Annotated in this window: 24 protein-coding genes and 3 pseudogenes; 12 read left to right on the top strand and 15 right to left on the bottom strand. The window is 61.8% G+C overall.

Annotated elements, in window-relative coordinates:
* Positions 1-850: 850 nt before the first annotated feature.
* Positions 851-985, bottom strand: coding sequence for a hypothetical protein (locus QJT82_RS39065; protein ID WP_018273493.1), 135 nt, complete (start codon positions 983-985; stop codon positions 851-853).
* 466 nt (positions 986-1451) lie between these two features.
* On the opposite strand from QJT82_RS39065, the gene QJT82_RS39060 reads away from it, so the two are divergent.
* Positions 1452-1736, top strand: coding sequence for a hypothetical protein (locus tag QJT82_RS39060; protein ID WP_259244551.1), 285 nt, complete (start codon positions 1452-1454; stop codon positions 1734-1736).
* A gap of 356 nt (positions 1737-2092) precedes the next feature.
* Here the strand turns inward: QJT82_RS39060 and QJT82_RS39055 are convergent, their stop codons facing one another.
* Complete coding sequence (locus QJT82_RS39055; RefSeq protein ID WP_069277187.1) at positions 2093-2233, bottom strand: DUF3606 domain-containing protein; 141 nt, start codon at positions 2231-2233, stop codon at positions 2093-2095.
* Between the two features lie 213 nt (positions 2234-2446).
* Here QJT82_RS39055 and QJT82_RS39050 point away from each other — a divergent pair, with 213 nt between their 5' ends.
* The gene (locus QJT82_RS39050) at positions 2447-4237 is read left to right on the top strand and encodes a thiamine pyrophosphate-requiring protein (RefSeq protein ID WP_028343224.1); all 1791 of its coding nucleotides are present in this window, start codon (positions 2447-2449) and stop codon (positions 4235-4237) included.
* 24 nt (positions 4238-4261) lie between these two features.
* On the top strand, positions 4262-5038 hold the full coding sequence (locus tag QJT82_RS39045) for an SCO family protein (RefSeq protein ID WP_063607115.1): 777 nt from the start codon (positions 4262-4264) through the stop codon (positions 5036-5038).
* On the opposite strand, the gene QJT82_RS39040 is transcribed toward QJT82_RS39045, so the two are convergent.
* The 6 genes from QJT82_RS39040 to QJT82_RS39015 are packed head-to-tail and all read right to left on the bottom strand — an operon-like array spanning position 4992 to position 12002.
* A complete protein-coding gene (locus QJT82_RS39040) occupies positions 4992-6068 on the bottom strand; it encodes a hypothetical protein (protein WP_028343223.1) in 1077 nt (358 codons plus the stop codon). The genes QJT82_RS39045 and QJT82_RS39040 overlap by 47 nt on opposite strands.
* Positions 6065-6592 carry a cytochrome c gene (locus QJT82_RS39035; protein ID WP_028343222.1) on the bottom strand — a complete coding sequence of 176 codons (528 nt, stop codon included), beginning with the start codon at positions 6590-6592 and terminating at the stop codon, positions 6065-6067. The genes QJT82_RS39040 and QJT82_RS39035 overlap by 4 nt, the downstream gene beginning before the upstream one ends.
* Complete coding sequence (locus QJT82_RS39030; RefSeq protein WP_028343221.1) at positions 6589-7119, bottom strand: DUF3341 domain-containing protein; 531 nt, start codon at positions 7117-7119, stop codon at positions 6589-6591. Before QJT82_RS39030 ends, QJT82_RS39035 begins: the two co-directional genes overlap by 4 nt.
* Positions 7112-8467: an NrfD/PsrC family molybdoenzyme membrane anchor subunit gene (gene nrfD / locus QJT82_RS39025; RefSeq protein WP_028343220.1), complete on the bottom strand. Its 1356-nt coding sequence runs from the start codon at positions 8465-8467 to the stop codon at positions 7112-7114. The genes QJT82_RS39030 and nrfD overlap by 8 nt, the downstream gene beginning before the upstream one ends.
* Positions 8464-11349, bottom strand: coding sequence for a TAT-variant-translocated molybdopterin oxidoreductase (locus tag QJT82_RS39020; protein WP_051448057.1), 2886 nt, complete (start codon positions 11347-11349; stop codon positions 8464-8466). The genes nrfD and QJT82_RS39020 overlap by 4 nt, the downstream gene beginning before the upstream one ends.
* Positions 11346-12002 (bottom strand): cytochrome c3 family protein, encoded by a 657-nt coding sequence (locus QJT82_RS39015; protein ID WP_028343218.1) that lies wholly within the window; start codon positions 12000-12002, stop codon positions 11346-11348. Before QJT82_RS39015 ends, QJT82_RS39020 begins: the two co-directional genes overlap by 4 nt.
* A gap of 120 nt (positions 12003-12122) precedes the next feature.
* Here QJT82_RS39015 and QJT82_RS39010 point away from each other — a divergent pair, with 120 nt between their 5' ends.
* The 5 genes from QJT82_RS39010 to QJT82_RS38990 are packed head-to-tail and all read left to right on the top strand — an operon-like array spanning position 12123 to position 15959.
* Positions 12123-12476: a hypothetical protein gene (locus QJT82_RS39010; RefSeq protein WP_035632624.1), complete on the top strand. Its 354-nt coding sequence runs from the start codon at positions 12123-12125 to the stop codon at positions 12474-12476.
* 22 nt (positions 12477-12498) lie between these two features.
* Complete coding sequence (gene coxB, locus QJT82_RS39005; protein ID WP_035632622.1) at positions 12499-13440, top strand: cytochrome c oxidase subunit II; 942 nt, start codon at positions 12499-12501, stop codon at positions 13438-13440.
* Complete coding sequence (gene ctaD, locus QJT82_RS39000; RefSeq protein ID WP_035632621.1) at positions 13437-15044, top strand: cytochrome c oxidase subunit I; 1608 nt, start codon at positions 13437-13439, stop codon at positions 15042-15044. The genes coxB and ctaD overlap by 4 nt, the downstream gene beginning before the upstream one ends.
* The gene (locus QJT82_RS38995; RefSeq protein ID WP_028343216.1) at positions 15037-15681 is read left to right on the top strand and encodes a cytochrome c oxidase subunit 3; all 645 of its coding nucleotides are present in this window, start codon (positions 15037-15039) and stop codon (positions 15679-15681) included. The genes ctaD and QJT82_RS38995 overlap by 8 nt, the downstream gene beginning before the upstream one ends.
* The gene (locus QJT82_RS38990) at positions 15678-15959 is read left to right on the top strand and encodes a cytochrome C oxidase subunit IV family protein (protein ID WP_028343215.1); all 282 of its coding nucleotides are present in this window, start codon (positions 15678-15680) and stop codon (positions 15957-15959) included. The genes QJT82_RS38995 and QJT82_RS38990 overlap by 4 nt, the downstream gene beginning before the upstream one ends.
* A 26-nt stretch (positions 15960-15985) precedes the next feature.
* Here the strand turns inward: QJT82_RS38990 and QJT82_RS38985 are convergent, their stop codons facing one another.
* Both QJT82_RS38985 and QJT82_RS38980 read right to left on the bottom strand, forming a co-directional pair.
* On the bottom strand, positions 15986-16138 hold the full coding sequence (locus tag QJT82_RS38985; protein ID WP_155258696.1) for a hypothetical protein: 153 nt from the start codon (positions 16136-16138) through the stop codon (positions 15986-15988).
* An 11-nt stretch (positions 16139-16149) separates the two neighbouring features.
* Positions 16150-18474 carry an FdhF/YdeP family oxidoreductase gene (locus tag QJT82_RS38980; RefSeq protein WP_028343214.1) on the bottom strand — a complete coding sequence of 775 codons (2325 nt, stop codon included), beginning with the start codon at positions 18472-18474 and terminating at the stop codon, positions 16150-16152.
* Positions 18475-18589: 115 nt separating this feature from the next.
* Here QJT82_RS38980 and fdhD point away from each other — a divergent pair, with 115 nt between their 5' ends.
* The 3 genes and pseudogenes from fdhD to QJT82_RS38965 form a co-directional block, all read left to right on the top strand.
* Positions 18590-19417 carry a formate dehydrogenase accessory sulfurtransferase FdhD gene (gene fdhD, locus QJT82_RS38975; protein WP_080686893.1) on the top strand — a complete coding sequence of 276 codons (828 nt, stop codon included), beginning with the start codon at positions 18590-18592 and terminating at the stop codon, positions 19415-19417.
* Between the two features lie 209 nt (positions 19418-19626).
* Positions 19627-20112, top strand: a pseudogene (locus tag QJT82_RS38970) (ferritin-like domain-containing protein).
* A 10-nt stretch (positions 20113-20122) separates the two neighbouring features.
* Positions 20123-20303, top strand: a pseudogene (locus tag QJT82_RS38965) (DUF305 domain-containing protein); the annotation flags it as partial.
* A gap of 85 nt (positions 20304-20388) precedes the next feature.
* On the opposite strand, the pseudogene QJT82_RS38960 reads toward QJT82_RS38965, so the two are convergent.
* From QJT82_RS38960 to QJT82_RS38950, 3 genes and pseudogenes are all read right to left on the bottom strand, one after another.
* Positions 20389-21105: pseudogene (locus QJT82_RS38960) on the bottom strand (IS5 family transposase).
* 161 nt (positions 21106-21266) lie between these two features.
* Positions 21267-21998, bottom strand: coding sequence for a phosphotransferase (locus QJT82_RS38955; protein WP_028343212.1), 732 nt, complete (start codon positions 21996-21998; stop codon positions 21267-21269).
* 2515 nt (positions 21999-24513) lie between these two features.
* Complete coding sequence (locus tag QJT82_RS38950) at positions 24514-24873, bottom strand: PRC-barrel domain-containing protein (protein ID WP_018273495.1); 360 nt, start codon at positions 24871-24873, stop codon at positions 24514-24516.
* A 153-nt stretch (positions 24874-25026) separates the two neighbouring features.
* Between QJT82_RS38950 and QJT82_RS38945 the strand changes: the two genes are divergently transcribed.
* A complete protein-coding gene (locus QJT82_RS38945) occupies positions 25027-25236 on the top strand; it encodes a hypothetical protein (RefSeq protein ID WP_155258695.1) in 210 nt (69 codons plus the stop codon).
* A gap of 298 nt (positions 25237-25534) precedes the next feature.
* Here the strand turns inward: QJT82_RS38945 and QJT82_RS38940 are convergent, their stop codons facing one another.
* Both QJT82_RS38940 and QJT82_RS38935 read right to left on the bottom strand, forming a co-directional pair.
* Positions 25535-26392 carry a glucose 1-dehydrogenase gene (locus QJT82_RS38940; protein WP_028343210.1) on the bottom strand — a complete coding sequence of 286 codons (858 nt, stop codon included), beginning with the start codon at positions 26390-26392 and terminating at the stop codon, positions 25535-25537.
* 11 nt (positions 26393-26403) lie between these two features.
* The gene (locus tag QJT82_RS38935; RefSeq protein WP_240536853.1) at positions 26404-26724 is read right to left on the bottom strand and encodes a hypothetical protein; all 321 of its coding nucleotides are present in this window, start codon (positions 26722-26724) and stop codon (positions 26404-26406) included.
* Between the last annotated feature and the right edge of the window lie 51 nt (positions 26725-26775).

Here is a 26775-nt window from a genome sequence, read left to right as displayed (position 1 = left end):
AAGGTGGACTTCTCTTGCTTCGGGTATCATCCCGACCTTGAATCACGACTCACGTTCCAAGAAAAGTGGGTACTAGTGCGAGAACGTGGAGAGCTGCGGCTTTGGATGGTTCTGCTTCAGCGAGCGCAAGCCGGGCTGCAAGTTCGGCTTGGCGTAGGTGATATTCTGCGGACGGCACGTCGTTCCCCGTTGCTCCTATCGCAACGGATTCATGACGTGCAAATGGGCATTTTGTTCCAGAAATTCTGTCCAGAACAGCACACAAGCTTTTTGTTCCAGGCTGAGAACGGAATGCGTCCTCTCGACAAGGAGGATCGATCGGCCGCCTGGCAACCTATGTTAGTTGGCACATTATATCGTCATCACCGGCCAAGCCTCTGCCCGTGGGCGTCGGTGGCTGAGAGACCAAGTGCTTCCGCCTGCATTGAGCGAGGGAGCGCGGCTATGGCCGATCAGCGCGTCATCAATCGCATTGCAGCGATCAACGGCAGGACGGGCACATCGTTGATGCGGCCCTCCGGGTCTCGGCCGAAGCTGCCCGGCTGCTCAAAGACAATCCGCCGCCGGATACGTTCATCGGCCGCAAAGACGCACGAGCCTTTCCCGCAAGAGGAAAGCAGGTATGGCGAAGAAACGGACCGTGGGCGAGCGACTTGATACCCCAGCCAAGCGGGCGCGAGCCAGGTTGCGGCGATTGAGTGCTAAACTGAAGCCAATCAAACTGGAGATGATGAAGTCCGATATCCGCCCTGGTCCTCAAAATGTAGACACGAAGGGCACTAAAGAAACGGCCAGCGAAGGGGTTACACGCTGAGGCCAAGTCGTCATGTCATCACGAGAGGTAGGACGCTCAGCCGATCAGCAGCCAACTTACGCTGACGATGAGCGCCACAAACGACATTCCAGCAAAGCTGAGAAAGCCGTATTCAACACCATCCATGCGACCGAAACTGAACATCCCCGCAGGATCGCCCGGCAGCACCATTCTCGCATTTAGATATGCATGTCAGCGAGGGTAACCCAAAGAAACGGCCCCAGCACCTCTGGGGGCCTAGAGGCCGGTGCTGAGGCCAGTCGTCCTTTGATGAATCGGGACGTGACCCGAGGCTTTGAAGCTAACACGGCTGTCAGAAGTTGCTAGTTCTTCCCGCGCGATCCGACGAAGCTAGTTTTAATACGCTCCTGTCCAATTGCCACGTCAGGCGAGGAACCATAGAGAGGAGATCAGCGTCTAATTGGCGCTTCTGGTCAGCCAAGGTGCCCCCCGACTGCCAGAGGAAAACCCGTATCGTTCGGGTTGGCGGCCCCCCGGTTGGGGCCGCTTTCAGTTCGCCGCGAAAGCCAGGTGGCGCTTATCCAAAGTTGATCGTCACGATTCACATAGTTCAATGCCGGGCGCTCCATCCTTCGAGCTAATCGACGCGCTCGTATTTTGCAGATGGTGGATGCAAATGGAATTTATTGGACGCCCGATGCGGGGACGTTTCCTCGTTCGGCAGGGTGGCAACGGATGGATGGTCTACGATAGCGAACTCAAAGGACCAGCCCAGATAGAAAAGAACGGCGCGTTCGCCGCTGATGGCGAGCAAAAGCCGCTGCGGCCCGATTCCTATGCCTGCTTCCGCTGCGGCGGTGTCGCTTCGGCAATGTCTATCCTCGACAGTCGCCAAGGTAAGAGCTATCGCCTTCGCCGCTGCGTAAGCTGCGAGAAGCTGAGTTGGGCTGAGGAAGAGTAAGGGTCGAGCGCCCAAGAATCTCCAAACAGAGTGCGTTCATTCGCGAGCTCGGCCGAGCTGCTGAAGCTGCCGGCAACGTCGTGGACCGCTGCTTGTTCCCGAAGCGAAACGGCCCCAGCGAGAGGACGTGCTGAGGCCGATTCGGTGCCCAGCGAGGTGCCAGTCTGGGCCGCTCCAAACTGACCGCGAATGTGCCCCGGGTCTTCGGGGGAGAGCCGGGGCACGCTCCACTCGTCCATGCCGCTCTGCCGCGAGCGGCGCGGGTCAACGTTCACCGCGAGGACGTTGTTCCTAGCGACTTCTTCTTTGCTACCCTGAGCCGACGCTCAACCCCGCTTCCGGCTGGTGCCGACCATTTAGACCGCCTTCTTCACCGATGCCTCCGACTTGCCCGTCCTCCTCGACTCGTAACTCACCTCGTAGTCCTGCCCGCCGGCGACGCGCGCCCGGTCCTGCTTGCGACCGCGCGCGGTCTGCTTCTTTGCTTTCTTTGCCATTCCGGCCTTCCTGTCGATGAGGGCCAACTCTGGCTATTATCGAACCAATCTAATGGGCAACCGCATGTCGCGGCGGATCCTCACACGTTCGGTGACCATTGCACCTGCCTATTTCTTCTCCGATGCCACCTCCTACTTGAGGGGACGGTCGCTTTGGAACGGCTGACAATCCCCGCCGTTCACCGCTCACATTCAACTTTCGGGATATGCACGATGTCCAGGACCGTTGGCGATTTCGTAGTGCAGCGCCTCCAGGACTGGGACGTGCGGCATCTCTTCGGTTATCCCGGCGATGGCATCAATGGCGTGTTCGGTGCGCTAAATCGCGCCGAAGGCAAGATCGATTTCATCCAGGCGCGCCACGAGGAGATGGCGGCGTTCATGGCGTGTGCCTATGCCAAATTTTCCGGCCGCCTTGGCGTCTGCATCGCGACGTCGGGCCCCGGTGCCTCACACCTGATCACCGGTCTGTATGATGCCCTGCTCGACCATCAGCCGGTGCTCGCCATCGTGGGCCAGCAGGCGCGGAACGCGCTGGGCGGGCAGTATCAGCAGGAGCTCGACCTGGTCTCGATGTTCAAGGACGTCGCCAGCGCGTATGTCGCGCAGGCTTCCTCGCCCGCTCAGGTCCGCCATCTGATCGACCGCGCCGCGCGCATTGCGCTCGCCCGGCGCACCGTGACCGCGCTGATCCTGCCGAATGATCTGCAGGAAGAGGATTACGAGGATCCGCCGCGCGCACACGGCACGCTGCGGTCGGGCGTCGGATACACTCCGCCGAGGATCGTTCCGGCAGAGGCCGAGCTCGATCGCGCCGCCGACATTCTCAACGCCGGCAAGAAGGTCGCCATGCTCGTCGGCGCCGGCGCGCTTGGCGCGACCAACGAGGTCGCCTCCGTCGCCGACCGGCTGTCGGCCGGATGCGCCAAGGCGTTGCTCGGCAAGGCCGTGGTGCCCGACGACCTGCCATGGGTGACGGGCTCGATCGGCTTGCTCGGCACCGAGCCGAGCTACGATCTGATGATGGAGTGCGACACGCTCTTGATGATCGGCTCGGCGTTTCCATATTCCGAGTTCCTGCCCAAGGAGGGCCAGGCCCGCGGCGTCCAGGTCGACATCGACGCCGGCATGCTCTCGATCCGCTTTCCGATGGAGATTGGCCTCGTGGGCGACGCCGCGGAGACGCTGCGCGCGCTGCTTCCGCGCCTGAAGCAGAAGAGCGACGGCAGCTGGCGAAAGACGATCGAGCACAATGTCCGGGCCTGGTGGAAGACATTGCAGGATCGTGCACACCAGCCGGCCAAGCCGGTCAATCCTCAGCGCGTGACATGGGAGCTATCGCCGCGCATTCCCGATCGCGCGATCATCACCAGCGATTCCGGCTCCTGCGCCAACTGGTTTGCCCGTGATCTGAAGATGCGTCCCGGCTTCAACGCCTCGCTGTCGGGCGGCCTGGCATCGATGGGCGCGGCCGTTCCCTACGCAATCGCCGCCAAATATGCAGCGCCCGATCGTCCCGTCATTGCGCTGGTTGGCGACGGCGCCATGCAGATGAACAACATGGCCGAGCTTATCACGGTCGCCAAATACTGGCGCGACTGGAGCGACCACCGCTGGATTGTCTGCGTCTTCAACAATGAAGATCTCAACCAAGTGACATGGGAACAGCGCATCATCAATGCCGATCCCAAGTTCGAGGCATCGCAACGCATTCCCAACGTGTCTTATTCGCGTTTCGCCGACCTGATCGGGCTGCGGGGGATTTATGTCGACGACCCCGCACAGCTCGGCTCGGCCTGGGAGCAGGCGCTCGCGAGCGACATTCCGGTGGTGCTGGAAGTCAAGACCGATCCGGAAGTGCCCCCGCTACCGCCGCATATCACGCTCGAGCAAGCCAAGAACTTCTCGATCGCGCTCGCCAAGGGCGACCCGAACGAAGTCGGCGTCATCCGCGGCGCAGCGCGTCAGCTGCTCGAGACCGTGTTGCCCGGCAAGGAGAAGTGAAGGCCAGGAGCGATGCATCATCAGATGATGCTTGCCGTCTGTTTGGTCTGCGCAGCGCTGGCGCCGGCGCGCGCCGAGTTGACCAGATCCGATGTCGCCGGGGTCGAGGCATCGCCCCGGCCCGGCGCCGTGCTACCGCTGAGCGTCCGCCTGCGGGACGAAAACGGCGTCGCACGGCCGATCCGGCAATGGCTCACCGGCGGGCCAAGCGTGTGGGTCCTCGCAGATTTCACCTGCGACACACTGTGCGGGTCGGTGGTCAGCACCGTCTCCGACGCGCTCCGGCGGTCCGGCCTGCGTCCCGGTCAGGACTTCGATCTGAACGTCGTGAGCTTCGACCCGCAGGATACCGCGGAGAACGCGAAGGAGATGAAGCAGGCGCAAGTCGGCCTCCAAGCGTTGGGCGATGCCACCCACGTCCTGCGCGGCGATGCCAGCGACGTCGTCGGACTAACAAAAGCATTCGGATTTGAAGCGGTCTACGATCGCGACCAACTCCGCTACGCGCATCCCGCGGCCGCCTTTGTCGTGACGGCCGACGGTCGCATTGCGCGCGCCCTGCCCGGTCTCGGGCTAGATCCCGCCAATCTGCGCCTCGCGTTGGTCGAAGCCGGTCAAGGCCGCATCGGCGGATGGACCGATCATGTCAGGCTGATGTGCTACGGATTTGATCCCGCAAGCGGTCTCTACACGCTCGCGGTCGGTCGCCTGCTCAAGGCGACCGGTCTTGCGACCTTGGTCTTGCTCGGTCTGCTCATCGTCGCTCTGCTTCGGCACGAACGCGAGGCGGCGCGAAGTTGAGCCATCTGCCATGGCGTAGGCGGAACGCTACGCCCCAGGCCAACAGCCCCATAAGCAAGGCCAGACCGGCCACCAGCATGATGCCGGTGAGCCAGCCGGGGAGACCATCAATGGCCGGGAATGCCAGGACCGACGCCTCGCAAATCCGCATCGCGAGCGTGAGGGCGCATAGTCCGAGTAGCCAACGGCGATCGGCGCGGACGAGTGCAAAGAACGGAAACACGAGCTGGCCGACGGCCAAGAGCGACAGGACGAACTGCCAGCCCTCCGACGAGCGATCGATGTACCAGGTCACCTCGTCCGGAATGTTGGCCGACCAGATGACGATGTACTGCATGGCATGGAGATAGGCCCATAGCAGGATCGTCGACAACAGCAGCGCGCTGTAGCCGCCGGCTCGCCTTATGCGGCACAGGAGAAGTCCAAGGCCGATAGCGCCGGCGACGCCGTCCAGTAGCACCATACCGAGATACAGCAGGCCATAAATCGATGAATGGAACTGCGGCTCCAGCGCTTCGATCCAATCCACACCGGCGAACGACACGGAGATCGCGTAGACGATCAGTCCACCGGACGCCGTCCTCGCCATGCGATCCGGGTCCGGCCAAGCCGCCTGCAACTTCAGGGCAAGGCAGGTCCAGACGATGAAATAGATCACCGTTCGTGCCGCCACGAACCACGGAGCGAGATAGACCGCCTTGAAGGCCGGTAGCGCCGCGTGAGGTCCGGCCGCAGGATAGAGCGCAGCGAGGTCGAGCAGGACCGGCAGGAAGAGCACGCCGAAAATAGGAAGGGTGGCGCAGATCGCCGTCATTGCCGGCTGCAATTCCTCCGTCCACGCCCGCCGCACCAGATAGCTCGTCATGAGCACGCCGAGCGTCCCGATCGGAACCGCACTGACCGCGATCCAGGCCACGAGATAGGCCGCGGCGGTCGAACGATGGTCCGCGAACGCACCTGCAACCAGCATGCCGGCCGGGCCGACGACGGCGATCATCAAACGGCGATCGCGCAGGTCGCGTCCGATCATGGTTGTTCCACAAGCTTGCCACGCTGGCCCGCCGGCACATCGTCGATCGACGCATGACGGCTGAGCTGCAGCGTGCGAATATAGGCGACGATCGCCCAGCGATCGCGCGGCGGCACGCGTGCGCCATAGGAATACATCGCACCGTAGCCGTTGCTGATAACGTCGAAGAGATGCTGGTCTTCGGCGTTCCGCAACCGCTCGGCATGGTAACTGGTCGGCCGCGGCATGCCGCGCTCGACGATGATGCCGTTGCCGTCCCCATTGGCGCCGTGGCACGGCGAGCAGAAGATGTCGAAGCGCTGACGGCCCCGCTCCAGCAGCGCCGCTGTCAATAGCGGCTTGGTCCGCATAGCGGCCTGTTCCGCCAGCGCGTCGCGGTCGACCGCGCCCGCTGGCGGTTTGCGCAATGCGCTACCGCGAAACAGCGGCGCGCGGCTGTACTCACTGTAACGAGGCTGTGCGTCCATGTTCTGGTCGCACCCGGCGAGCAGAAAGGCCGACGCAAGAAGCCATGCGCCCTTCATGACGATACGAGCTCCACTGACAGCGCCCCAGCGCTCTGCAGGAAAGCCGCCGTCTTACCGGAATCGAACACTGCGTCCTCGGCCAGCACGCACAGAAAGAACCGGTCCTTGCTGGCGCGGGCGATATGACGGGCGTTGAAGATCGGATGATTGAGCCGCGGCAGGCCGTTTTGCCAGAGCATGGCGATGATCATCACGAGTGCCGACACCAGGATCGTCAGTTCGAACGCCACTACGGCGAAAGCCGAGAGTGCGTAGAGTGGCCGCCCTCCGACATCGAGCGGATAGTCGTAATTCACATAGAGTTGCATCAGCATCGCGATGGCAGCGCCCGCCAGACCGCCAACGAAACCAACGATGGAAATCCGGGGCGTCGGCAGCCGCAGGACTTTCGCCAGCCCGTCGACCGGAAACGGCGTGAACGCATCGAGCTTGCGATAGCCCGCCTCGCGGGCCTTGCACGCCGCCGCGAGCAACGCCCGGGGGCTCTCGAACTCGCCGAGCAGGCCGAAGGAGTGCTCAGCCATGAGGCTCCTCCTGCTCCTTATGCAACAGCTCCTCGGTCTCAAAAATCGAAATCATGGGAATGAAGCGGATCGCAAGCAGGAACGGCACCAGAAACAGACCGATCGTGCCGAGATAAGTCGACCAGTCCCAGAAGGTCGGGGTGAACGCGCCCCACGACGACACAAGGAAGTCGCGGTAGAGGCTGGTGACGAGGATCATGTAACGCTCCAGCCACATTCCGATCACGACCGAGATGGAGATCGACAGCAGCATCCAGCCTCTGCGCCGCACCGAACGCCACCACAACCCCTGCAGCGGAATGAAATTGAAGACGATCGCGCCCCAATAGGTCCAGGCATAGGCACCGGTGAGCCGGTCCGACAGCGTCTGCATCTCGTGCGCTCCACCGGAGTAGAGCGCGTCGAAGACTTCGAAGAGGTAACCGTAGCCTGTCATCAGGCCGCACGCGAGCAGCACCTTGCCGAGCACGTCGAGATGGTCATCGGTGACCAGATTGCCGAGACCGAACAGGGACCGCAGCGCGATCGCGATGATTGCGACCACCGCAAAGCCCGAGAAGGCCGCGCCGAGCACGAAATACGGCGGAAAGATCGTCGAGTGCCAGCCGGGGATCTGGCCGGCCGCGAACAGCAGCGAGACCTCGCTGTGCACGGACACGACGAGCGGCACCGCAAGCCCCGCTGTGAGGCGATAGGCCTGCGACCAGCGCTGCCAATGCGCGGCCGAGCCGCGCCAACCGAGCGACGTGATGCCAAAGAAAATCTGCCAGCCGCGCTTCCTCGACCGGTCGCGCGCGGCGGCGAGGTCTGGAATGAGACCAGTGTACCAGAACGCCAGCGATACGGTCAGATAGGTCAAGACCGCCCAGATGTCCCATTCCAGCGGGCTGCGAAACTGCGGCCATATCCCCATCGTCGCGGGGTAGGGAAACATCCAGTACAGATACCAGGGACGGCCGAGATGCAGCACCGGATAGATGCCGGCGCAGATCACCGCGAACAGCGTCATGGTCTCGGCAAAACGATTGAGCGAATTGCGCCATTCGCTGCCAGTCAGGAGCAGCAACGCCGAGATCAACGTTCCGGCGTGACCGATACCGAGCCACCAGACGTAATTGTGAATCGCGAATGCCCAGTTGACCGGAATATTGATGCCCCAGATGCCGACACCGCGGGTGAACAGCGCAGTTGTGGAGACCACAAGGAGGAGCAGAAGCGCCGATGCGATGATCATCGCAATCCACCAACGCCGGCGCGCCGGAAAATGCAGGGGAATGCCGGTGAGCTGATCGCTGACCCGCCCGAGGCTCTGGTCTTGCGGCAGGATATCGGCGGTGCGATCGATCATTCCTGGCCTTCCGGGGGTTTCCAGCGTGCCAGATAGGTCGTGCGCGGTCGCGTCCCCTGCTCTTCCAGCAGCACGTAATGCCGTTCGTCACCGCGCAGACGCGACACCTCGGAGTCGGGATTGCTTATGTCGCCGAACACGATCGCCTTGGTCGGACACGCGCTCTGGCAGGCGGTCACCACCTCGCCGTCGCGGATCGGCCGGTTCTCCTTGTCGGCCGCGACATGCGCGGCCTCGATCCGCTGCGTGCAATAGGTGCACTTCTCCATCACGCCGCGCGAGCGCACCGTGACGTCCGGATTGTGTGCCGCATGTTCCGGCGCATCGGACGCAAGACGATAGTCGAAGAAGTTGAAGCGGCGCACCTTGTAGGGGCAGTAGCTCGAGCAGGTCCGGGTGCCAATGCAGCGGTTGTAGACCATCTGGTTGACGCCCTCCGGACTGTGCGTCGTGGCGTGGACCGGACAGCCCATCTCGCAGGGGGCCTGCTCGCAATGCATGCAGGGCACCGGCTGGAAGAAACTGCGCGGCTCCTCGACGTCGCCGGCGTAGTAGCGCGCAATCCGCAGCCAGTGCATTTCGCGACCGACCTTGACCTGATCGCTGCCGACGACCGGCACATTGTTCTCGGCCGTACAGGCGGCCACGCACGCATTGCATCCGATGCAGGCATCGAGGTCGATCACCATGCCCCAGGCGTTTTGCGCCGAAGGCTTTGGCGGATAGAGGCTCGGTTGCGTCGTCTCGTGGTTGGGATGGTCGGTGTCGGCTGCATTGACTTCACGGATGAAGTCAAACCCCTCCATGCGGTGATGCAGTTGCGTGACGGCCAGCGTCTCGCGCGTTCCCAGCTTGTGCAGGCTGCCCTTGGTCTGCCAAAGCTGGTCGATCGGTTGGACGTCATAGGCATTGTAGCCGAGACCATCGCCAACCCGACCGGCTTTGCTGCGGCCGTAGCCGAGCGTGAGCGCGACCGTGTTCGGGGCCTGGCCTGGCTGGACCCACACAGGTCCGGTGATCGATCGATCCCGGACCCTAATCCTGACGTGGTCGCCGTTGGTCAGATCCTCTCGCCTGGCCAGCGCCGGACCGATCGAAATCACATTGCCCCAGGTCAGCGTGGTCAACGGCTTCGGCAACTCCTGCAGCCAGGCATTGTTGGCAAAACTGCCGTCCCAGATCGTCGGATCGGGCCGGAAGACAATATCCAGTCCATCATCCGGCAGCGGCGGAACAACGGCGGTTACCGCCGCGTGGATGTTTGGTGGGGCCGCCCTCTGCTCGGGGACATAGCCGTCGTGCAGGCAACGCGTCCACTTCGTCTCGAAATCGTCGCCAAGTGTCGCGCGCCACGTGTCCCGCACCGGCGCTTCCGGCAACGGGTCCATTTGCCCCAGCAGCAACGCCATGACCTGATGAACGGTGCGGACGTCGTAGAAGGGTGCAATCGTGGGCTGGATGATGGTGGCTGTTCCATCCACCGAGCGCGCATCGCTCCAACTCTCCAGCGTATGCGTCAATGGCAGATGCCATTCGCAAAGCGCTCCCGTCTCGTCCCGATGGATGCCGAGATGGACCGAGTACCTGACCTTCGCAACTGCGTCTCCGAAAGCCAGCCACGCCGGCGCAGTATAGGCCGGGTTAGCGTCAATGATGATAAGCGTTTTTACAGCGCCGCGGCCAATGTCGCTCACCAAATCGCTTAACCTCTTGGCGTTCGCAACATTGGGGGCAGGCGCCGCAGCGCCGAGCAGCGCATTCGCGCCGAGCGCCTCGTTAGTTCGCGCCACCCAGGACGCTGTCGCGTCGTCGCCGAAGCGACTGCCGGTCACGAGCGCTCGGCCACACGCCGACCGGCACGCATGGACTGCGCGATCGAGCCATCGTTGCTCCTTCGCCGAAAGATCAGGCTTTGCCGCGCCGGCGACGTCATATGAATTGGCAAGTCCTTGAGCGATGAGCCAGATGCGCGAGGCATCGACCGCCACCCTCGCCTCCGCCATCGCTCCTGTCGCGGACGGCACGGCCTCCGCCATGTACAGCGCAAGTCCAGGCTTGTCGGCGGTGCGATGTCGCGCCGCCGACCAGGCGCGCGCGTTGGCGACCTGGTGAGGTCCCGCTCCCAAGAAATCATCATCGAGACTGACGACGACCTCGCAGTTCTCGAATTGTGGACGAAGTTGCAGCGCCTGACCATAGGCAGCTCTCGTGGACTCGAGCCATCGTCCGCCGCCAACGGCGGCATGCTCATAGATCCGGGTCTTGGGAAACTCTAGAACCAGAGCTTCAATCTGGCGAATGAGCGTCGGCGAAGTCGAATGACCCAGCAACAATGCGAGCCCCTCGCCCTGGCTTTGCGTCCACTGCTGACGCAACAGGCCGATTTGATGCTGCACGTCGTTCCACGTCACCGGCTCGCCGCGACGGCTAGGTGCTCGCGCGCGATCGGGATCGTAGAGATCGAGCACGGCGGCCTGCATGAATACGTCGCTGCGGCCCTGTGTCGCCGGATGGTCCGGATTGCCGTCCAGCTTGGTTGGCCGGCCGGAATAGGTCGTCGCAATGACCGGCTGGGCATAGCCATCCAGCGTCACCGCCGTCGCATAGTATTTTGGAATGCCGACGTCCGTACCCTGCGGTTGTTCGACATAGGGCAACGCCGCGACGAACGGGCTCTTCTCGCATCCCGTTAGTCCGGCAAGCGCAAAGGATGCGCCCATCAGCTTCAGAAACGTCCGCCGCGCCGTTGGGCCAAAGGTTGCGGCGACCGGATACTCTGCATCAACCCACGCCTCAAACGCGGGATCACCCAACAACTCCTCGAGGCTCGACCAGAGGACGGGGCCACGTGGATGGTCCGGTTTTGTCGCGCGGCGCCTCATCGATGACACACATAGCAATGGGCGAGCTGCCCGAAGCGGATGCCTTCATGCGCAGCGATCGCCTCGCCTTGCTTGCGTGCATCGCGGCCGGCCTGCCACGTCATGTCGGTAATATGATCCCTTGGACGCAGATGCGGCGCGGGGTCGCGGTGGCAGTCGAGACAGAACTCCATAGTGAACGCCTTGGCCCGATAGGTCAGCGGCATGGAGTCGATGCGCCCGTGACAGCTCTCGCAACCCACGCCTTTTGCGATGTGAATGTCGTGGCGGAAGAAGACGTAGTCGGGCAGCTTCGCCACGCGGGTCCAGGCGATCGGCTTGTTGTCGGCGAGGCTTTCTCTGACCGGTTCCAGCATCGCGGCATTGGTCCAGATCTGCGAATGACAGGTCATGCAAGTCGCCGTCGGCGGCAGCCCTGCCCGCGAGCTCGTCTCGACGCCCGTATGGCAATAGCGGCAGTCGATCCCGAGTTCGGCCGCATGGTGCTTGTGACTGAACGGAACCGGCTGGTGCGGGCGGACATCGGTCGACGTCTCAAAGGCCGAGTGCGCAAATCCGATCACGCCGATCAGACCACCGCCCAGAACAGCCAAGCCACTCACCATGAACAGGCGCAGCCACGTATCCGCGGCAGGAGAGAATATCTGGGTCATCCGGTCGCCGGATCAGCGTCTTGAGCACGTCAGATTGCAATGCAGGCCGAACAGGATCGTTCCTGGATTGGAACATGCGCCCATGGTTGGCATTGGTCTCCGTGCCTTTCGGGTCCCCCCATGACTGACAGCCCCGATACCAATTACGAGCGGTCCGATGTCGATCCCGTCCTCCTGGGTTGGCTGGCGCTCGGCCTCGGACTGTTCATCGTAGCGACGCCCCTTGTCATGCCTTTCGCCTTCTCGCGGTCGATCGATCGTGGAATCCCCGCGGGGCGCCCTGCGCTCAGTGCCGAGGCGCCGCCGCTTGCACTCGATCCGGCGGCCGAACTGCGCCGGCATCGAGAAGCTGATCGCCAATTTGCGGACAGCTATGGCTGGATCGATCGCGGCCGCGGCCTGGTCCGGATCCCCGTTAGGCGTGCGATGGAGCGGCTGCTGGAGACCGGCCTGCCCGGCTGGCCGTCCCGATGATCCGCGCAGGCGGCTGAGCACGATGTGGCGCGAATGGATCCCGTTCTGGCGGCCGGGGGTCTCACCCTATGGCGGCGACGTCGATCTGTTATTTGCGGGATTGCTCCTGGCGAGCGCCTTGGTGCTCGGCCTGCTGTTCTTCCTGCTCATCGTGTTCTGCGTGCGTTACCGGGCTGGCAACCCGACCGATCGCGGACATCGGGTCGAGAAAAGCTGGCACTGGGAGGTCGGTTGGACGTCGGCGTCGTTGGTGATCTTCCTCCTGCTGTTTGTCTGGGGCGCCAGCGTGTACCTCGAGATTTACCAGAAACCGCAGGGCGAGCTGTCGGTCTTTGTCGTCGCCAAACAATGGATGTGGAAAGTCCAGCACACCGGCGGGCAATCCGAGATCAACAGCCTGCATATACCGGTCAATCGCCCGGTGCGGCTGGTGATGGCATCCCAGGACGTCATTCACAGCTTCTTCATCCCGGCGCTGCGTCTCAAGCACGACGTGGTGCCCGGGCGCTACCAGAGCCTCGAGATCGAAGCGATCACGGCGGGGCACTATCACCTGTTTTGCGCCGAATATTGCGGCACCGACCATTCCGGCATGATCGGCGAGATCGTGGCGATGGAGCCGGCGGACTATAACAAATGGCTGAACGACCAGGGACCCGCCAACTCGCTGGCTCGTGAAGGCGGCGCACTGTTTCGCGAGCTCGGCTGCAGCGGCTGCCACGCCGCCAACAGCAGCGTGCATGCGCCGCTGCTGGAGGGACTTTACGGCAAGCCGGTGCCGCTCTCGGATGGTTCCACGGTAACCGCCGACGACAGGTACATCCGGGATTCGATCCTGCTTCCGCGCAGCCAGGTCGCAGCCGGATATTCGCCGGTGATGCCGTCCTTTGAGGGCAAGATCAACGAAGACCAGCTGCTGCGGCTCGTCACCTACATCAAATCGCTTGCGGATCGCGCGCCATGACCGAGCCCGACTATCTCAACAACGCCTACACGCTGCGCTCCTGGTTCTTCACCACCGACCACAAGCGCATCGCGATCCTGTATTTCGCCACCCTGATTTGCTTCTTCTGCGTCGGCGGCGCGGCCGCCACCGCGATCCGCATCGAGCTCGCTACGCCGCAGGCCGATCTCGTCTCGTCCGATACCTACAATCGGCTCTTCACCATGCACGGCGTCATCATGGTGTGGTTTTTCCTGATCCCCTCGATCCCAAACACGCTCGGCAACTTCATTGTGCCGCTGATGATCGGCGCCCGCGATCTCGCCTTCCCGCGCCTCAACCTGATGAACTGGTACCTGTTCATCGCCGGCGGAACCGTGACGCTGTTCGCGATCGTCGCCGGCGGCATCGACACGGGCTGGACGTTCTACACCCCGTTTTCGACGCTCTATTCCAACAGCTACGTCATCGTCGCCGTGACCGGTATCTTCATCGCCGGCTTCTCCTCGATCCTCACCGGCCTGAATTTCATCGTCACCATCCACCGGCTGCGCGCGCCGGGCCTGACGTGGTACCGGCTGCCGCTGTTCATCTGGTCGATCTATGCGACGTCGGTGATCCTGGTTTTGGCGACGCCGGTGCTCGCCATCACACTGGTCCTGCTCGCGACCGAACGTTTCCTCGGTGTCGGCATTTTCGATCCCAGAATCGGCGGCGATCCCCTGCTATTCCAGCATCTGTTCTGGTTCTACTCGCACCCGGCCGTCTACATCATGATCCTGCCCGGCATGGGGGTGGTCAACGAACTGATCTCCTGCTTCTCGCGCAAGCCGGTGTTCGGCTACAAATTTGTCGCCTGGGCCAGCCTCGCCATCGCGGCCGTCGGCTTTCTGGTCTGGGGCCACCACATGTTCGTCAGCGGCCAGTCGCTGCTCGCAAGTCTCGTGTTTTCGTTCATGAGCTTCATCGTGGCGGTGCCTTCGGCGATCAAGGTGTTCAACTGGACCGCCACCCTGCACAAGGGATCGCTGCGCTTCGACGCTCCGATGCTTTACGCTCTGGCCTTCCTCGGCCTGTTCACGATCGGCGGACTTACGGGCCTGTTCCTGGCCTGCCTCGCCTTCGACGTGCATGCCACCGACACCTATTTCGTGGTGGCTCACTTCCACTACATCATGGTCGGCGGCATGGTAACGGCCTACTTCGGCGGTCTGCACTACTGGTGGCCCAAGATCACCGGACGGCTCTACTCCGAGTACTGGGCGCGGACCGCGGCGGTACTGATATTCTTCGGCTTCAATCTGACCTTCTTCCCGCAATTCGTGCTCGGCGCCGAAGGTATGCCGCGCCGCTATCACGTTTATCCGCCGGAATTTCAGTTGTGGAACGTGCTGTCCTCCGGCGGCGCGACGATCCTGGCGGCAGCCTATCTGCTGCCGATGTTCTATCTCGGCTATTCCCTGTTTTTCGGCGCGCGCGCGCCGGCGAACCCTTGGGATGCGCCGGGGCTGGAATGGCAGACCCCATCCCCGCCGCCCGAGTTTAATTTCCAGTCACAGCCCGTCGTGACCCGTGCGCCCTACCAATACGGGCCGGACTTTGCTGCGGAGCCGCAGAATGCCTGAGCGCCGCGCCTTCGCTCCGCAATACGCCTCCGTTCAACATCGCGATGAAACCGCCGAGATCGGCATGTGGGTGTTTCTCGCAACCGAAGTGCTGCTGTTCGGCGGGCTGCTGTTTGCCTATTTCGTTTACCGGCACGCTAATCCGAACGCGTTCGCGGAGGCCGGCCGCCACACCAGGATCGTCATCGGTTCGGCGAATACGGCGATCCTGCTGACCTCCAGCTTCTTCGTCGCGTGCGCTGTCAATGCGCTGCAAGCTGACGCACGCCGGATCTGTATCGCGATGCTGGCCAGCGCCATGCTGCTTGGCTTGCTGTTCCTTGGCCTGAAGGCAACCGAATATGCCGGCGAATATCACGAGCACCTCGTTCCCGGCATTGACTTCAGCTACGCTGCGCCGCTCGCCGATGGAGTCGAGCTGTTCTTCATTTTCTACTTCGTCGCGACGTCGATCCACGCCGTCCACATGGTGATCGGCATCGCTGTTCTCGCGACGCTTGCCGTCCTGCTGCGCCGCTCCGCTAGCACGCGCCTGCGCGCTGCCTTGCACTCCGCCGCACTCTATTGGCATTTTGTCGACGTGGTCTGGATCGTCCTGTTTGCCCTGATCTATCTGCCCGGACGGAGCGGCACATGACGAACTGGTGGCCACCGCTTACGCTCGTTGGCTCCTGGCTTGCCCTGCTGGCACTGCTCGCGCTGACGGTCACCCTGGCCTATCTGCCGCTCGGTTCCTTCAATTCCGCGGTGGCGATTGTGATTGCCGCTATCAAGGCCACCATCGTCGCGGCATTCTTCATGGAGCTGCGGGATCGCGGCGCACGCCTCCTGATCTTCGCCGGCGCCGGGCTGTTCTGGCTCGGCATCTTGCTGTGGCTGGGCCTGATGGATTTCATGACGCGCGCACCGGCGTGATGCAGCCAGCCGCGATCCTGCCGATCTCACTCCTGTGTCGGCGGAGGCGTCGAGCCCGGCCGCTTCAGCAGATCGGGCTGATCACCCTTCGGCTTGGGCTCCGGTTTTGGCATTCGCTTCTGGCCACCGTTCTTGCCGCCCTGATCCTGCTGTCCTTCGAGATCGTTTTCCTTGGGCATGTCGCCCCCTCTCACTCGACCTTGGTGATCGGGATTTCATGGGTGTCCGTCAATTCGGGCACCGGATCGCGGCTGATGCGCACCGGGACCGACTTCGCCGCCGGGACCTTACTGCCCTTGGCGAAATGCCAGAGCGGAACGAGGACGTTGCACTCCGGATAATATCCAACGATGCCACCGCGGGGGACGTCGTAGGGAACGACCTGAAGTCCACGGAGACGACGTTCGACACCGTCATCGGCCGCCGTTTCCAGCGTGACCAGATCGCCCTGGGCAAGACCCCATTCGGCCATATCGTCCCCGTTCATCAGCACGACCTCGCGGCTGCCGTAGATTCCGCGGAAGCGGTCGTTCTCGTTATAGATCGTCGTGTTGAACTGACCATCTGCGCGGGTAGTCATGAGTTCGAAGACGCCGTCCCCGGCTGGCGGCGAGGCGAAAGCGGCTTCCGGAACCGTGAAATTGGCTTTGCCATTCGGCGTCTTCCATTTCCGCTCGCGAGCGCCGAGTGGCCGCGGAAAGCCACCTGGCTCAAACATGCGCTTGTTGAAATCCTCGAATTGATCCGGATACGTCCGCTCGATCGCGTCGCGGACCAACGCATAGTCGTCGACCCAGGCGTCCCAGTCGAGCTTGGGATTCGGCGGCAACGTCGCCTTCGCCATCTCGGCAATGATCCGCGGTTCGGACAACAGCCGCTCCGCTACCGGCTTGCGTTGTCCTCTCGAGCCATGAATGCAGGCCGTGGAATCCTCCATGGCAACGGCTTGCGGGCCGTTCGCCTGCTGGTCTATCTCGATCCGGCCGAGACACGGCAGCAGAAAAGTCACTTCTCCAGGGACGAGATGCGTACGGTTCAGCTTGGTGGCGATCTGGACCGATAGCCGAAGCCGGGTCCACGCCGGCTCCATCAGCGATCGTTCCGGAATGGAGCGGATAAAATTGCCACCGAGGCTGAGGAAGGCGCGCACCTCTCCCTTGAGGATTGCTTTGCAGGCGTCCACCGTCGTCAGGCCGTCCCATCGTGGCGGCTCAAATGCGTAAAGCTCCTTCAGCTTGTCGAGCGGGACCAACTTGGTCTTCTCGGAAATGCCGACGGTGCGCTGGCCCTGGACGTTGGAATGGCCGCGGATCGGAGAGATCCCGGCGCCGGGCTTGCCGATATTGCCGCGCAACAGCAGCAGGTTGACGATCATCTTCACCGTTTCGACGCCGTGCTGGTGCTGCGTCACGCCCATGCCGTAGTTCGCGATGACGGCGTTCGCGGCCATGTAGGTGCTGGCCACCTGGAACATCGCCGCCTGGCGCAATCCGGACTTCCGCTCAAGATCACTCCACGACTGCGCGCGGCAGAAATCCGCGAAAGCGTCGAACCCGCATGTATGCTGTTCGATAAACGCGGCGTCGACGATACGTTCATGCCCCTTCGACCGCGCCTCGTCGTCCGCCTCGATCACGGCCTTGCAGATCCCTATGATGGCTCCGGCGTCACCACCAAACCTCACTTGATGGTATTGCGAACTGATCCGGGTGCCGCCCGCCACCATCTGGATCGGGTCCTGCGGGTTGGTGAAGCGCTCCAGACCACGCTCCCGCAACGGATTGAAGGTGATGATCGGGACGCCCCGTTGCGCCGCTTCTTGCAAGGGATGCAGCATCCGTGGAGCATTGGTCGTCGTATTGTGACCAAAGAACAGGATGCAGTCTGTCTGCTCGAAATCCGGCAGCCGTACAGTCCCGACCGGTACGCCGATCACTGGGGGTAATGCCACCGACGTGCTCTCGTGGCACATGTTCGAGCTACCAGGAAAATTGTTGGTGCCATACATCCGGCCAAATAGCTGATACATGTAGCTTGCCTCGAGTGAGGCGCGGCCGGAGGTGTACAGCACCACCGAACGCGGATCGAGCCCCTTCAGCTCTCGGCCGATCTCCTGGAACGCCTCCGACCAGCTCACCGGAACATATTTGTCCAGCGCCACATCATAGCGCATCGGCGCGGTCAGGCGCCCCTGCTCCTCGAGTGCGTGATCGGACCAGCCCCGCAACTCTGTAAGCGCGTGCTTTGCAAAGAATTCGGCCTCGACCGTCTTGTTCGTCACCTCCCAAGCGGTGGCCTTGGCGCCGTTTTCGCAGAACTCAAACGGACGAGGCTTTGCCGGCTTCGCCCAGGAGCAGCTGACGCACATGTATCCGTCGGACTTGTTCTGTTTCAGCAGGATTTCGCTGCCGAGGATCGCTACCTCCTCTTGGGTCAGAATACCCGCGACGGCCTTCACAGACCCCCAACCGCCGGCCGGTCCGGCGTATGGCTTCACTGTCACTTTTGGCTTCATGGCTGATCACTGATCTCGCTCGACAAGTACCGACAGAACCGACCGTTGAAGCGGAGGTTCCTCGCGCGAGAGGAACCTTGGCGTGTCCCGAGCGTCGTGCTGGCAAGGAGCGCTCATGCAGAGATCGCCGATCTCCAACGACAGCCTTCATCTCCTGCCAGACCCCACCGCCGAGACGCTGCGGAGAGATCAAGATGGCTTGGAAGCGCAGCGAACTCTCGCAGAGGAGTGTCCCGTCGCTTTGGTATACAATGGCACCACGGCCGCCGTTGTTATGGCGACTCCCGCTGACTTCCAGGATCTTGCGCTGGGTTTCAGCCTGACCGAAGGGACCATCGAAAATGTCGCTGACCTGAAGTCCCTTGACATCATTCCAGGGCCGTCAGGCATTGAGCTGCGCATGTGGCTTGCCGGCACTAGCGAACAGCGTTTCAAGCGGCGCCAGCGGCGCTTGGTCGGTCCGACCGGCTGCGGCCTTTGTGGCATAGAAAGCCTCGCTGACGCCGCGCGTCCGGCGTCGCACTTGACGAGGTCTATCATTATCCGGGCTCGGCAAGTCGAGAGCGCCCTGCTCGCATTGTCGGACGCCCAGACGCTCAACCGCGCGACGCGCGCCACGCATGCGGCCGGCTTCTTCCATCCCGATCAAGAACTGGTCGCGATTCGCGAGGATGTCGGTCGCCACAATGCCTTGGATAAGCTCGCTGGCGCGCTCGCCGCCAACAACGTCTCCGCCACCGAAGGCGCGATCGTCCTGACAAGTCGCGTCTCGATCGAGCTTGTACAAAAGGCTGCCGCGATCAGCTGTCCCATGCTCGTCGCGATGTCGGCTCCGACGGCGCTCGCGGTCCGTGCGGCCCAGGCGTGCGGAATTACGTTAATTGCTGTTGCGCGTGGAAGCGCATTCGAGGTCTTCAGCCATCCGGATGCAATTAGCGGCTAGGCCTCCCTGGCGGATTGAACCTTGTTCCGACGAGCTCAACCGCACACATGACCGAACGAGGGCGTCGCTCCTCGACCATCCGTCAAAAACCCGGCACCAGTCGAAACGTGCGCCGCAAGGACCGCTAGAGATGAGGGTCGGAAAATAGGAGCCTGGTTGTGATGCTCTCGTTGTGGGCTGCAAAGCAACCTGCAATCCTGGTGCGACGCATGGCCGAGAAAGATCTCAGTGCCCTCTTCCTTGATACTCTGAAGGACATCTACTAGCCGAAAAGCAGATCTACAAGGCACTGCCGAAGGTGGCCAAGGCGGCCTCCTCAGATCAATTGCGCGCCGCGTTCGAAAAGCACTACGACGAGACCGAAAGCCAAATCGAGCGGCTCGAGCAGATCTTCGAGCTGAGGTAAGCCGGCGCGCGGCAAAAAGTGCGATGCTATCGAGGGTATCATCGATGAAGGAAAGGAGATAATTGAAGAGTACGGTGACTCGCCCGCTCTCGATCCTGGACTGCTCGCCGCGGCTCAGGCTGTCGAGCACTACGAAATTTCCCGTTACGGCACGCTGAAAGCCTTGGCATCCAAGCTGAGCATGAAGGACGCCGTCAAACTCATCGACCAGACCTTGGCCGAGGAGAAGAAGACGGATGAAGCGCTCACCAAGCTCGCCAGCAGCGCCATCAACGCCGAAGCTGCCTAAGGGACCTGCAATGAAACGAACCATTATGGCAATTGTGATTACTGCCACGTTGAGTTCCAGTGCGCTGGCCCAGTCGGGCGGTGGGCGGCGAGAAGAGCGGCGTCAACTCCATGCTTGGCGTCGCGCCAAAGACCGAAGACTTCGTCAAGGAAGCTGCCATGAGCGACATGCTGGAGATCGAGGCGGCGAAGTCACCTACTCAGCCTCCGAGACGGCGGCCTGCAAAGGCTCTTGGAGGCCGCCCCCGCCTTATGAGCCCATCCGGGATGGCCGAATCTAGGACGCGGACTCATTGAGGCGCAGCCATAGCCTGATTGACGCGAGTTGAACGAATGCGAGGTAGTTGGTGGCGAGCCTATCGCAGCGCGTCGCCACCCGACGACACTGTTTGATCCTGTTGAAGAACCGCCCGACCTGGTTGCGAGCACGATAGAGATAGGGGCTGAAGCAGATCGGATCGCTGCGCAAGCTCCCTGATCCAGTCCGCGTCATAGCCACTGTCGGCAAGCAGCATTGACCCAGATTTCAGACGAGACAGTAGTTTTCCGGCAAGCCTAACGTCATGGGCCTCACCGGGGCTCAGCGCCAGCCGTACCGGCAAACCATTGCCATCGACCAGCGCATGGATTTTGCTCGTCAAGCCGCCGCGGGACCTTCCCATCGATTGGCGCTGGTTCCTTGTGATGCAGGCTCCATGCTGATGCACGCGGACAATGGGGTGTCGATCATCTGGACAGCGGCATCGTGGGCAGTGGAAAGCGCTTCTATGATGCGGCCCTAAACATCGGCCCGCCGCCACCTGACGAAGCGATTGTAGCAAATGGTGTATCGGCCAAAGGCCGTCGGCAGATCACGCCAGGGTGCTCCTGATCGAAGGACCCAGAAGATGCCATTCAGGACCCGTCTGTCGTTCACCCGAGGAACGCCACGCGGTTTGTTCGGCAGCATCGGCTTGATGGCGGTCCATTCATGGTCGGCGAGTTCGTAGCGCATGATTCGAGCCCCCAGTTCGGGAGTTTGAATCACGGCAGTCCGGCCAAACGCAACGCTCCTGGTACGGCGCTTAGGGACAGGAGCGGACATCAACCAGCCCTCAATCTCTGCCAAATGCGGCGAAAATGACCGAAAGCGGTCGCCGAGCCCCGCTCGCTTGCTCAGACTGGTCGAACTTCGGCAAGCCGCTTGATCGAGTACTCATCATCCCAGCAAACAGCAGCTTGCCACGCGGCCGACGCTTGCGCCGCTATGTCATGCGTGAAGCTGTCGAGACCAGCGGCGTTATGGGGCAGTGCTAGGTCGAGGTCGGGAACGTCAACATGCGCCTCGTCCCAGTCGATCAGCGCGACGCGACCTGCGGTCATGCGAATGTTGCGCGGGTTAAGGTCGCCGTGGACGACCGAAGTCTGATTTCCAGCAAGCCGAGCCCATGCGGCTCGGCATCGAGCAACGCCCTCAGGCGGCATCTTGCGGAGGTCGATCCGTGTCCCGGTCTCGGCGTGCAGGAGATCGATCGACGATCGCCAGCCCGGACGTTGCGGCCAGCCCCGCGTCAACTGATGCAGCCGCCGGAGCGTATCGGCCACGCGACGCCAGTCGGCCTCCGTCTCTGGCGGCCCGCCCTCCACGTATGTCATCAGCACCAGACCGTCCGCGAACAGTCTGCCATCTGTCGTCGGGATTGGCACCGGCACTGTGAGACCTTCGCAGTCAAGGTGTTGGAGAAGCTCGGTTTCCCACGCGAGATCAGCGTCGCCCCTGGTGCCGAGACGCCCAACCGCGAGTTGCCCCTGGACACGCACGCTCCACACGTCGTTGGCAACCCCGCCAGCGAGTGGTTCGATGCGAGCTACGTCCTCACCCCACTGTCCGAGTGCTTCCCATCCCACCGGCGACATCAAAGCCTCGGCTTGGTCCGCCTGTGGATTGGGCCTCCCGGCACGTACCATCCGGCTTTTTTTCGCACCGTTGGATTTTCATCACTTTGCTGGGCGGCAGAGATCGCCGCAGCAGCAAGAGCAGTGCTGTGGACGAACTGTCCGACCACTTCAATCGCCATTGCTCGAACATGCGCGTCGGGATCGCACTGAAGCAGGCTCATCGCCTTCGGAAGTACTACAGCTTCCCCGGGGCCTGCAGGTCCCTTCCTTGCACCGGTCACACGCCAACGTGTGCAACGAGGAGCATCTGACGCGCCCATCGCCATCGTTCAGCATTCCCATCAAATCGGTAAGAGTATCGGCTGACAGATACCGGTCGAGAAACCGGCAACAATGCAAGCGGACATCAGGATTGTCGTGCCGCAGCCCGGCGCGCACTGCAGGAAGCCCTCGTATCCCGAGATCGAGCAGTGCCCGATAGGCGTTAGGCGCCTCGTACGGCAACGCGAGTTCCCTGATGATCTGGTCGTGCTCTGTCAATGTCAGTAACCGGTCAGGTTGTGCAATGTCGCCAGCACTAGCACACCGCGACACTTGTCTCCAGACCGGCGTTTCCGCTTTGGCCTATCGCGACATACTGCGCTGACGCACGAAGTCGGTCGCTATAGGGGCAAAAATTGCTTTAGCCGTATCACGCCGCCAGGTTTATGGGTACATGGCCTAGTTAGCGATCTCGGCGTTCCTTCGTATCGTTCATGGTCGCCCCCGGGTTCCCGTGTCTGGGGCTACTTGAGGCACCTTGACCGCTAGCCGCGGCCGGAGAGTCACCACCGCCACCGCCGGCACCCGCACCACTTCCGGAACCGCCTGCGCCGCCTGCACCGGCACCCGCACCCGCTCCACCGCCCGCACCGCCTCCGCCTGCACCGCCTCCACCCGCACCGCCTCCGCCGCCACCTTGAGCGCTCGCGGCAGCTATCGAACCGAGAATGAACGCCGCTGCCAGCGCGATCCTTGCAACTTTCATTTGAACGCTTCCTTTCCGTTTGTCAGTGCGAGCAACACACCGGGGAGATCGGCGTTCCTAAACGCACTTCCAGTTGCGAAGAGCCGCCTTAACCAGACAGTGCATTTAAATCATTTGACAGGGCTGGGATGCGCCGGCTGCAGCGATATAGCCGGCGTTTTATTCAACAATCGATTGAGGGCGATCGCCTGGCGCGAACTACAAGGACTCTCCGCCTTGAACCCGCCGGGACCCGATGGTTGGGAGAACAGGGATACGATCAGTTAGGGCCGAAAATCATATACAGCAGCATCGTTCCGACAACAGCTGTCCACCCAATCGAAGCGGCAACGGCCCATACCTGCACTGGCATTACACGATTCCCTTGCAGTTCGAGAAAGCAAAACGAGGAGGCCGCTGGCGCTGGACAACGACCTCCTGGACCCGATCTGAAATGAACATCTTGCAAATAAAATCGTCTTCAATGGTCCATGACTATTAAACAGTGGATCCGTATCGCCGTGAAGTCCAAACGGGTCCGATGTTCGGCGGAACTATTGCGACGTTGCGAGCGCGACACACTTTCGTGGTTCGACTTCAAAAATAACATGCGTGAATCGTAACTTCCAATTGCCGCTTCTTTCCTAGCGCCGAAACAAGCTATTTTGCGCCCTAGTTCGGCAGGCATAAGGTCGTGCGCGTCGCATGAAGAGAACGGTCGATCGGCAGTCGGCACCTGACCTCGATGCGGAAGCGATACAGGCGCTGTATGATGCGCGCGCTTTGCCGCCTGAGCCGGCTCGCGTTGAAGCGATGAAACATGCCGGCGCCCTTCGCGTCGCGGCAGACCGGATCACTCGCCCGAAGCTGCCCCGTCGCGGGCGTCCACCAAGTTAATCGGGCGACAAGGAGTGAGGCGCATGGCTCATCAAGCGTTTTGACAGGATGTCGCAGCGCCGGAACGTTTGAGCGATTCGTCAAATCGGTTCGGGATGGGAACGTTTCGGCATCACGCTACTAAGCGTCGCGATAATCGCGGCGCTGGCTTGCAAGGCCGTGCGGCGTGCTTGCCGCTAATGCGACAGTTCCTGGACAGCAATTAGATCCGCTTCCCCAGCCCCGGATCGCGGACCCGCACCGCGTTCCTAATCCCGGCCTTGGCCGTGAACCCGCGCGCTTGAGATACATGGACTCAGATGTCCGACATATCGCAGTCCAACTAACTCGTGACCAGTGGCCCTGACTGGCCGAGCGCACTAAGCGTTCAGCCGCGCGCGTGCCGGGCCTCCACATTTTTCGCAGGGCCTCGTGGTAGAGGCGCGCTATATCGCTTCGTCTGAGGAGATAAGGTTCCCGCGGCGCGGGCGAGTACCTGCGCTAGGCTTGCTCGCGCGAGCGCTTCCTAGAACTCGCTTTCAAGACCCAATTTGCGGCCGACCGGCTATTCGACGATGCTCCCACACGCTTTTCGCGAATGCAGTGCACTTTGATGACGAGCACGCCGCATTTCGAGGGCAATCAGATTGGTACTCGGTAATAGTCATTTACCGATCGACCGGCCGCCGGATCATTCCAATTCCATGCCGTCTCATCACGATATTTGGGCGCGCCCTGCAGTTGGCTTTCTGTCACGCCTGTGACGTACCCGCCAAGATTGGTGTCGTACTTCAACGATTGCCAAGGCAGCGGATAGTGATCGTCGCCGATGCCAAGAAGGCCGCCGAAGCTCAGGACCGCGTAGGAGACCTTTCCGCTCTTTTTGTCGATCATCACCCGCTCGATACTGCCGATCTTCTGACTGTCTGCACCGTAAACTGTCGTGCCTTCAACCTTGTCGCTGCCGATCAAGTTGCCGGATTCCTTCGCTTCGAGTGCCATAACATCCTCCGTTTAAGATCTTAACGGCAAATGTCTTCGGGAGAGCAAGGTTCCTACGATACGCCCGGTGCCAGCTTTAAGGTTGGGAAAAAGATGCAACCTTCGCCGTGGAAAGGGATTGCACGGCAATGATGCCGGTGTCGCGGAGCTGAAATGGCAAATGCAATCACATTGCGGACGGCGATCGATATCGCTTGGAGCGTTTTCTGCGCCACTCACTCCGGGATTGATACATCAGATAGGCGTCGTTGCCTGCTTGAGCGTCACCTCTATGGGAGATGGGATCGCCGCGAAGGCGATGCCGAAGACCTCGCAAGTTTCGGATTGGCCTATCTCAGTCAGCTTTCCGAAGACGAACATTGACGCGTGCGCAAGAGCTCCTCGAGCGCATCACTAAAGAGGGCACGCGCGCGGTGATCGGCACCGCAAGGCGGAGGCCAAGCGGTCTTAGGAAGACAAATATGTCTGGCAACTCCTTGGCTCACAAGTCGGAGGCCAAGCGGTCTTAGGAAGACAAATATGTCTGGCAACTCCTTGGCTCACAGAACGACATGGCTACGATCCGACTTGCTCAACGTCCGCATTGCTGAGACCCAAGCTTCCCATTTACGACGAAGTAGCGGCCATCGGGCGTCACGGGATGCTTTATGCCGGCCACCTCTCAGATGAAGGGTTTGCCTCCGGTCACCGCGACGGTCGTGCCCGAAGTGTAGCTGGATAGCGGGTCGGCGAGCATCACGTAGGCTGTGGCGAGTTCAGCCGGCTGGCCAGCCCGCTTCAGCGGCACTTGCTTGCCAAAGTTCTTTACGGTTTCCTCTGGCATCGTCGAGGGAATGAGCGGGGTCCAAATTGGACCCGGCGCAACGGCATTCACCCGGATGCCGTTCTCCGCCAGCATCTGGGCCAGACCGCCCGTAAAGTTCTGGATCGCTCCCTTCGTCGTCGCGTAGGCGAGCAGTATCGGGTTCGGCATGTCGGAATTTACCGATGCCGTGTTAATGATGGCGCCTCCAGGCTTCATATGCGGGACCGCGGCCTTGGCGAGGTAAAACATCGCATGGATGTTCACCTCGAAGGTCATGCGCCATTCTTCGTCGCTGATGTCGCCGATGTCGGCGAAGGTCGCCTGATGCGCGGCATTATTGACGAGAATGTCGACGCCGCCAAGTTCCTGCACGGCGCGGTCGACCACGGTGCGGCAATGGTCGGCCGAGCGAAGGTCGCCCTCGACGAGGACAGCCCTGCGCCCTTCCTTCTCGATCATCGCCGCGACTTCTTTCGCATCGTCGCTTTCGTCAAGGTAGGCGATCAGGACGTCGGCGCCCTCGCGGGCGAAGGCTATGGCGACCGCGCGCCCGATGCCGCTGTCGCCGCCAGTAATAATGGCGCACTTGCCTTGAAGCCGTCCCGAGCCCTTATAGCTTGTCTCGCCATGATCCGGGCGCGGGTCCATCTTCCCCGTCGAGCCTGGCATGGGTTGTCGCTGGCTGGGAAACGGCGGTTTGGGATATTCGGGCATGATTCTGTCCTTTACTTCATCCGGACGGCCTTAGCACCAACGGATTTCAGCGCGTCCGCGACGCGCTTCGGATCGTCGCCATGGAAGTCGACGGATACTTCGATCGGGCCCCCAAGCTTCTCGCCCGGCTTCGGCTTTACCTTCACGTCGGCGAGCGCGGGTCGATCGCCGGATGTATTGTCGGCGCCCATCGGCTGCACCACGTCGGTTCTCTGGACTCCGCACTCCTGCACAACGTGCTCGACCGCGAGCTCTGCCGCGCGGCTAGTATCGAATTCGGCGACGAGGATGCTTTCCATGCGTGTCTCTTTCGGGCAGGCGATGGCAAACAACCAACTGCGTCCCCCGGTGTTCCTATGGGGGCTGGCGGCCTTCGATGAACT

Source organism: Bradyrhizobium sp. Mp19, from assembly GCF_029952935.1.
GTDB classification, from domain to species: domain Bacteria; phylum Pseudomonadota; class Alphaproteobacteria; order Rhizobiales; family Xanthobacteraceae; genus Bradyrhizobium; species Bradyrhizobium elkanii.
The sequence above is the reverse complement of the archived record's forward strand: the minus strand, read 5'-3'. Positions and strand labels throughout refer to the sequence as shown.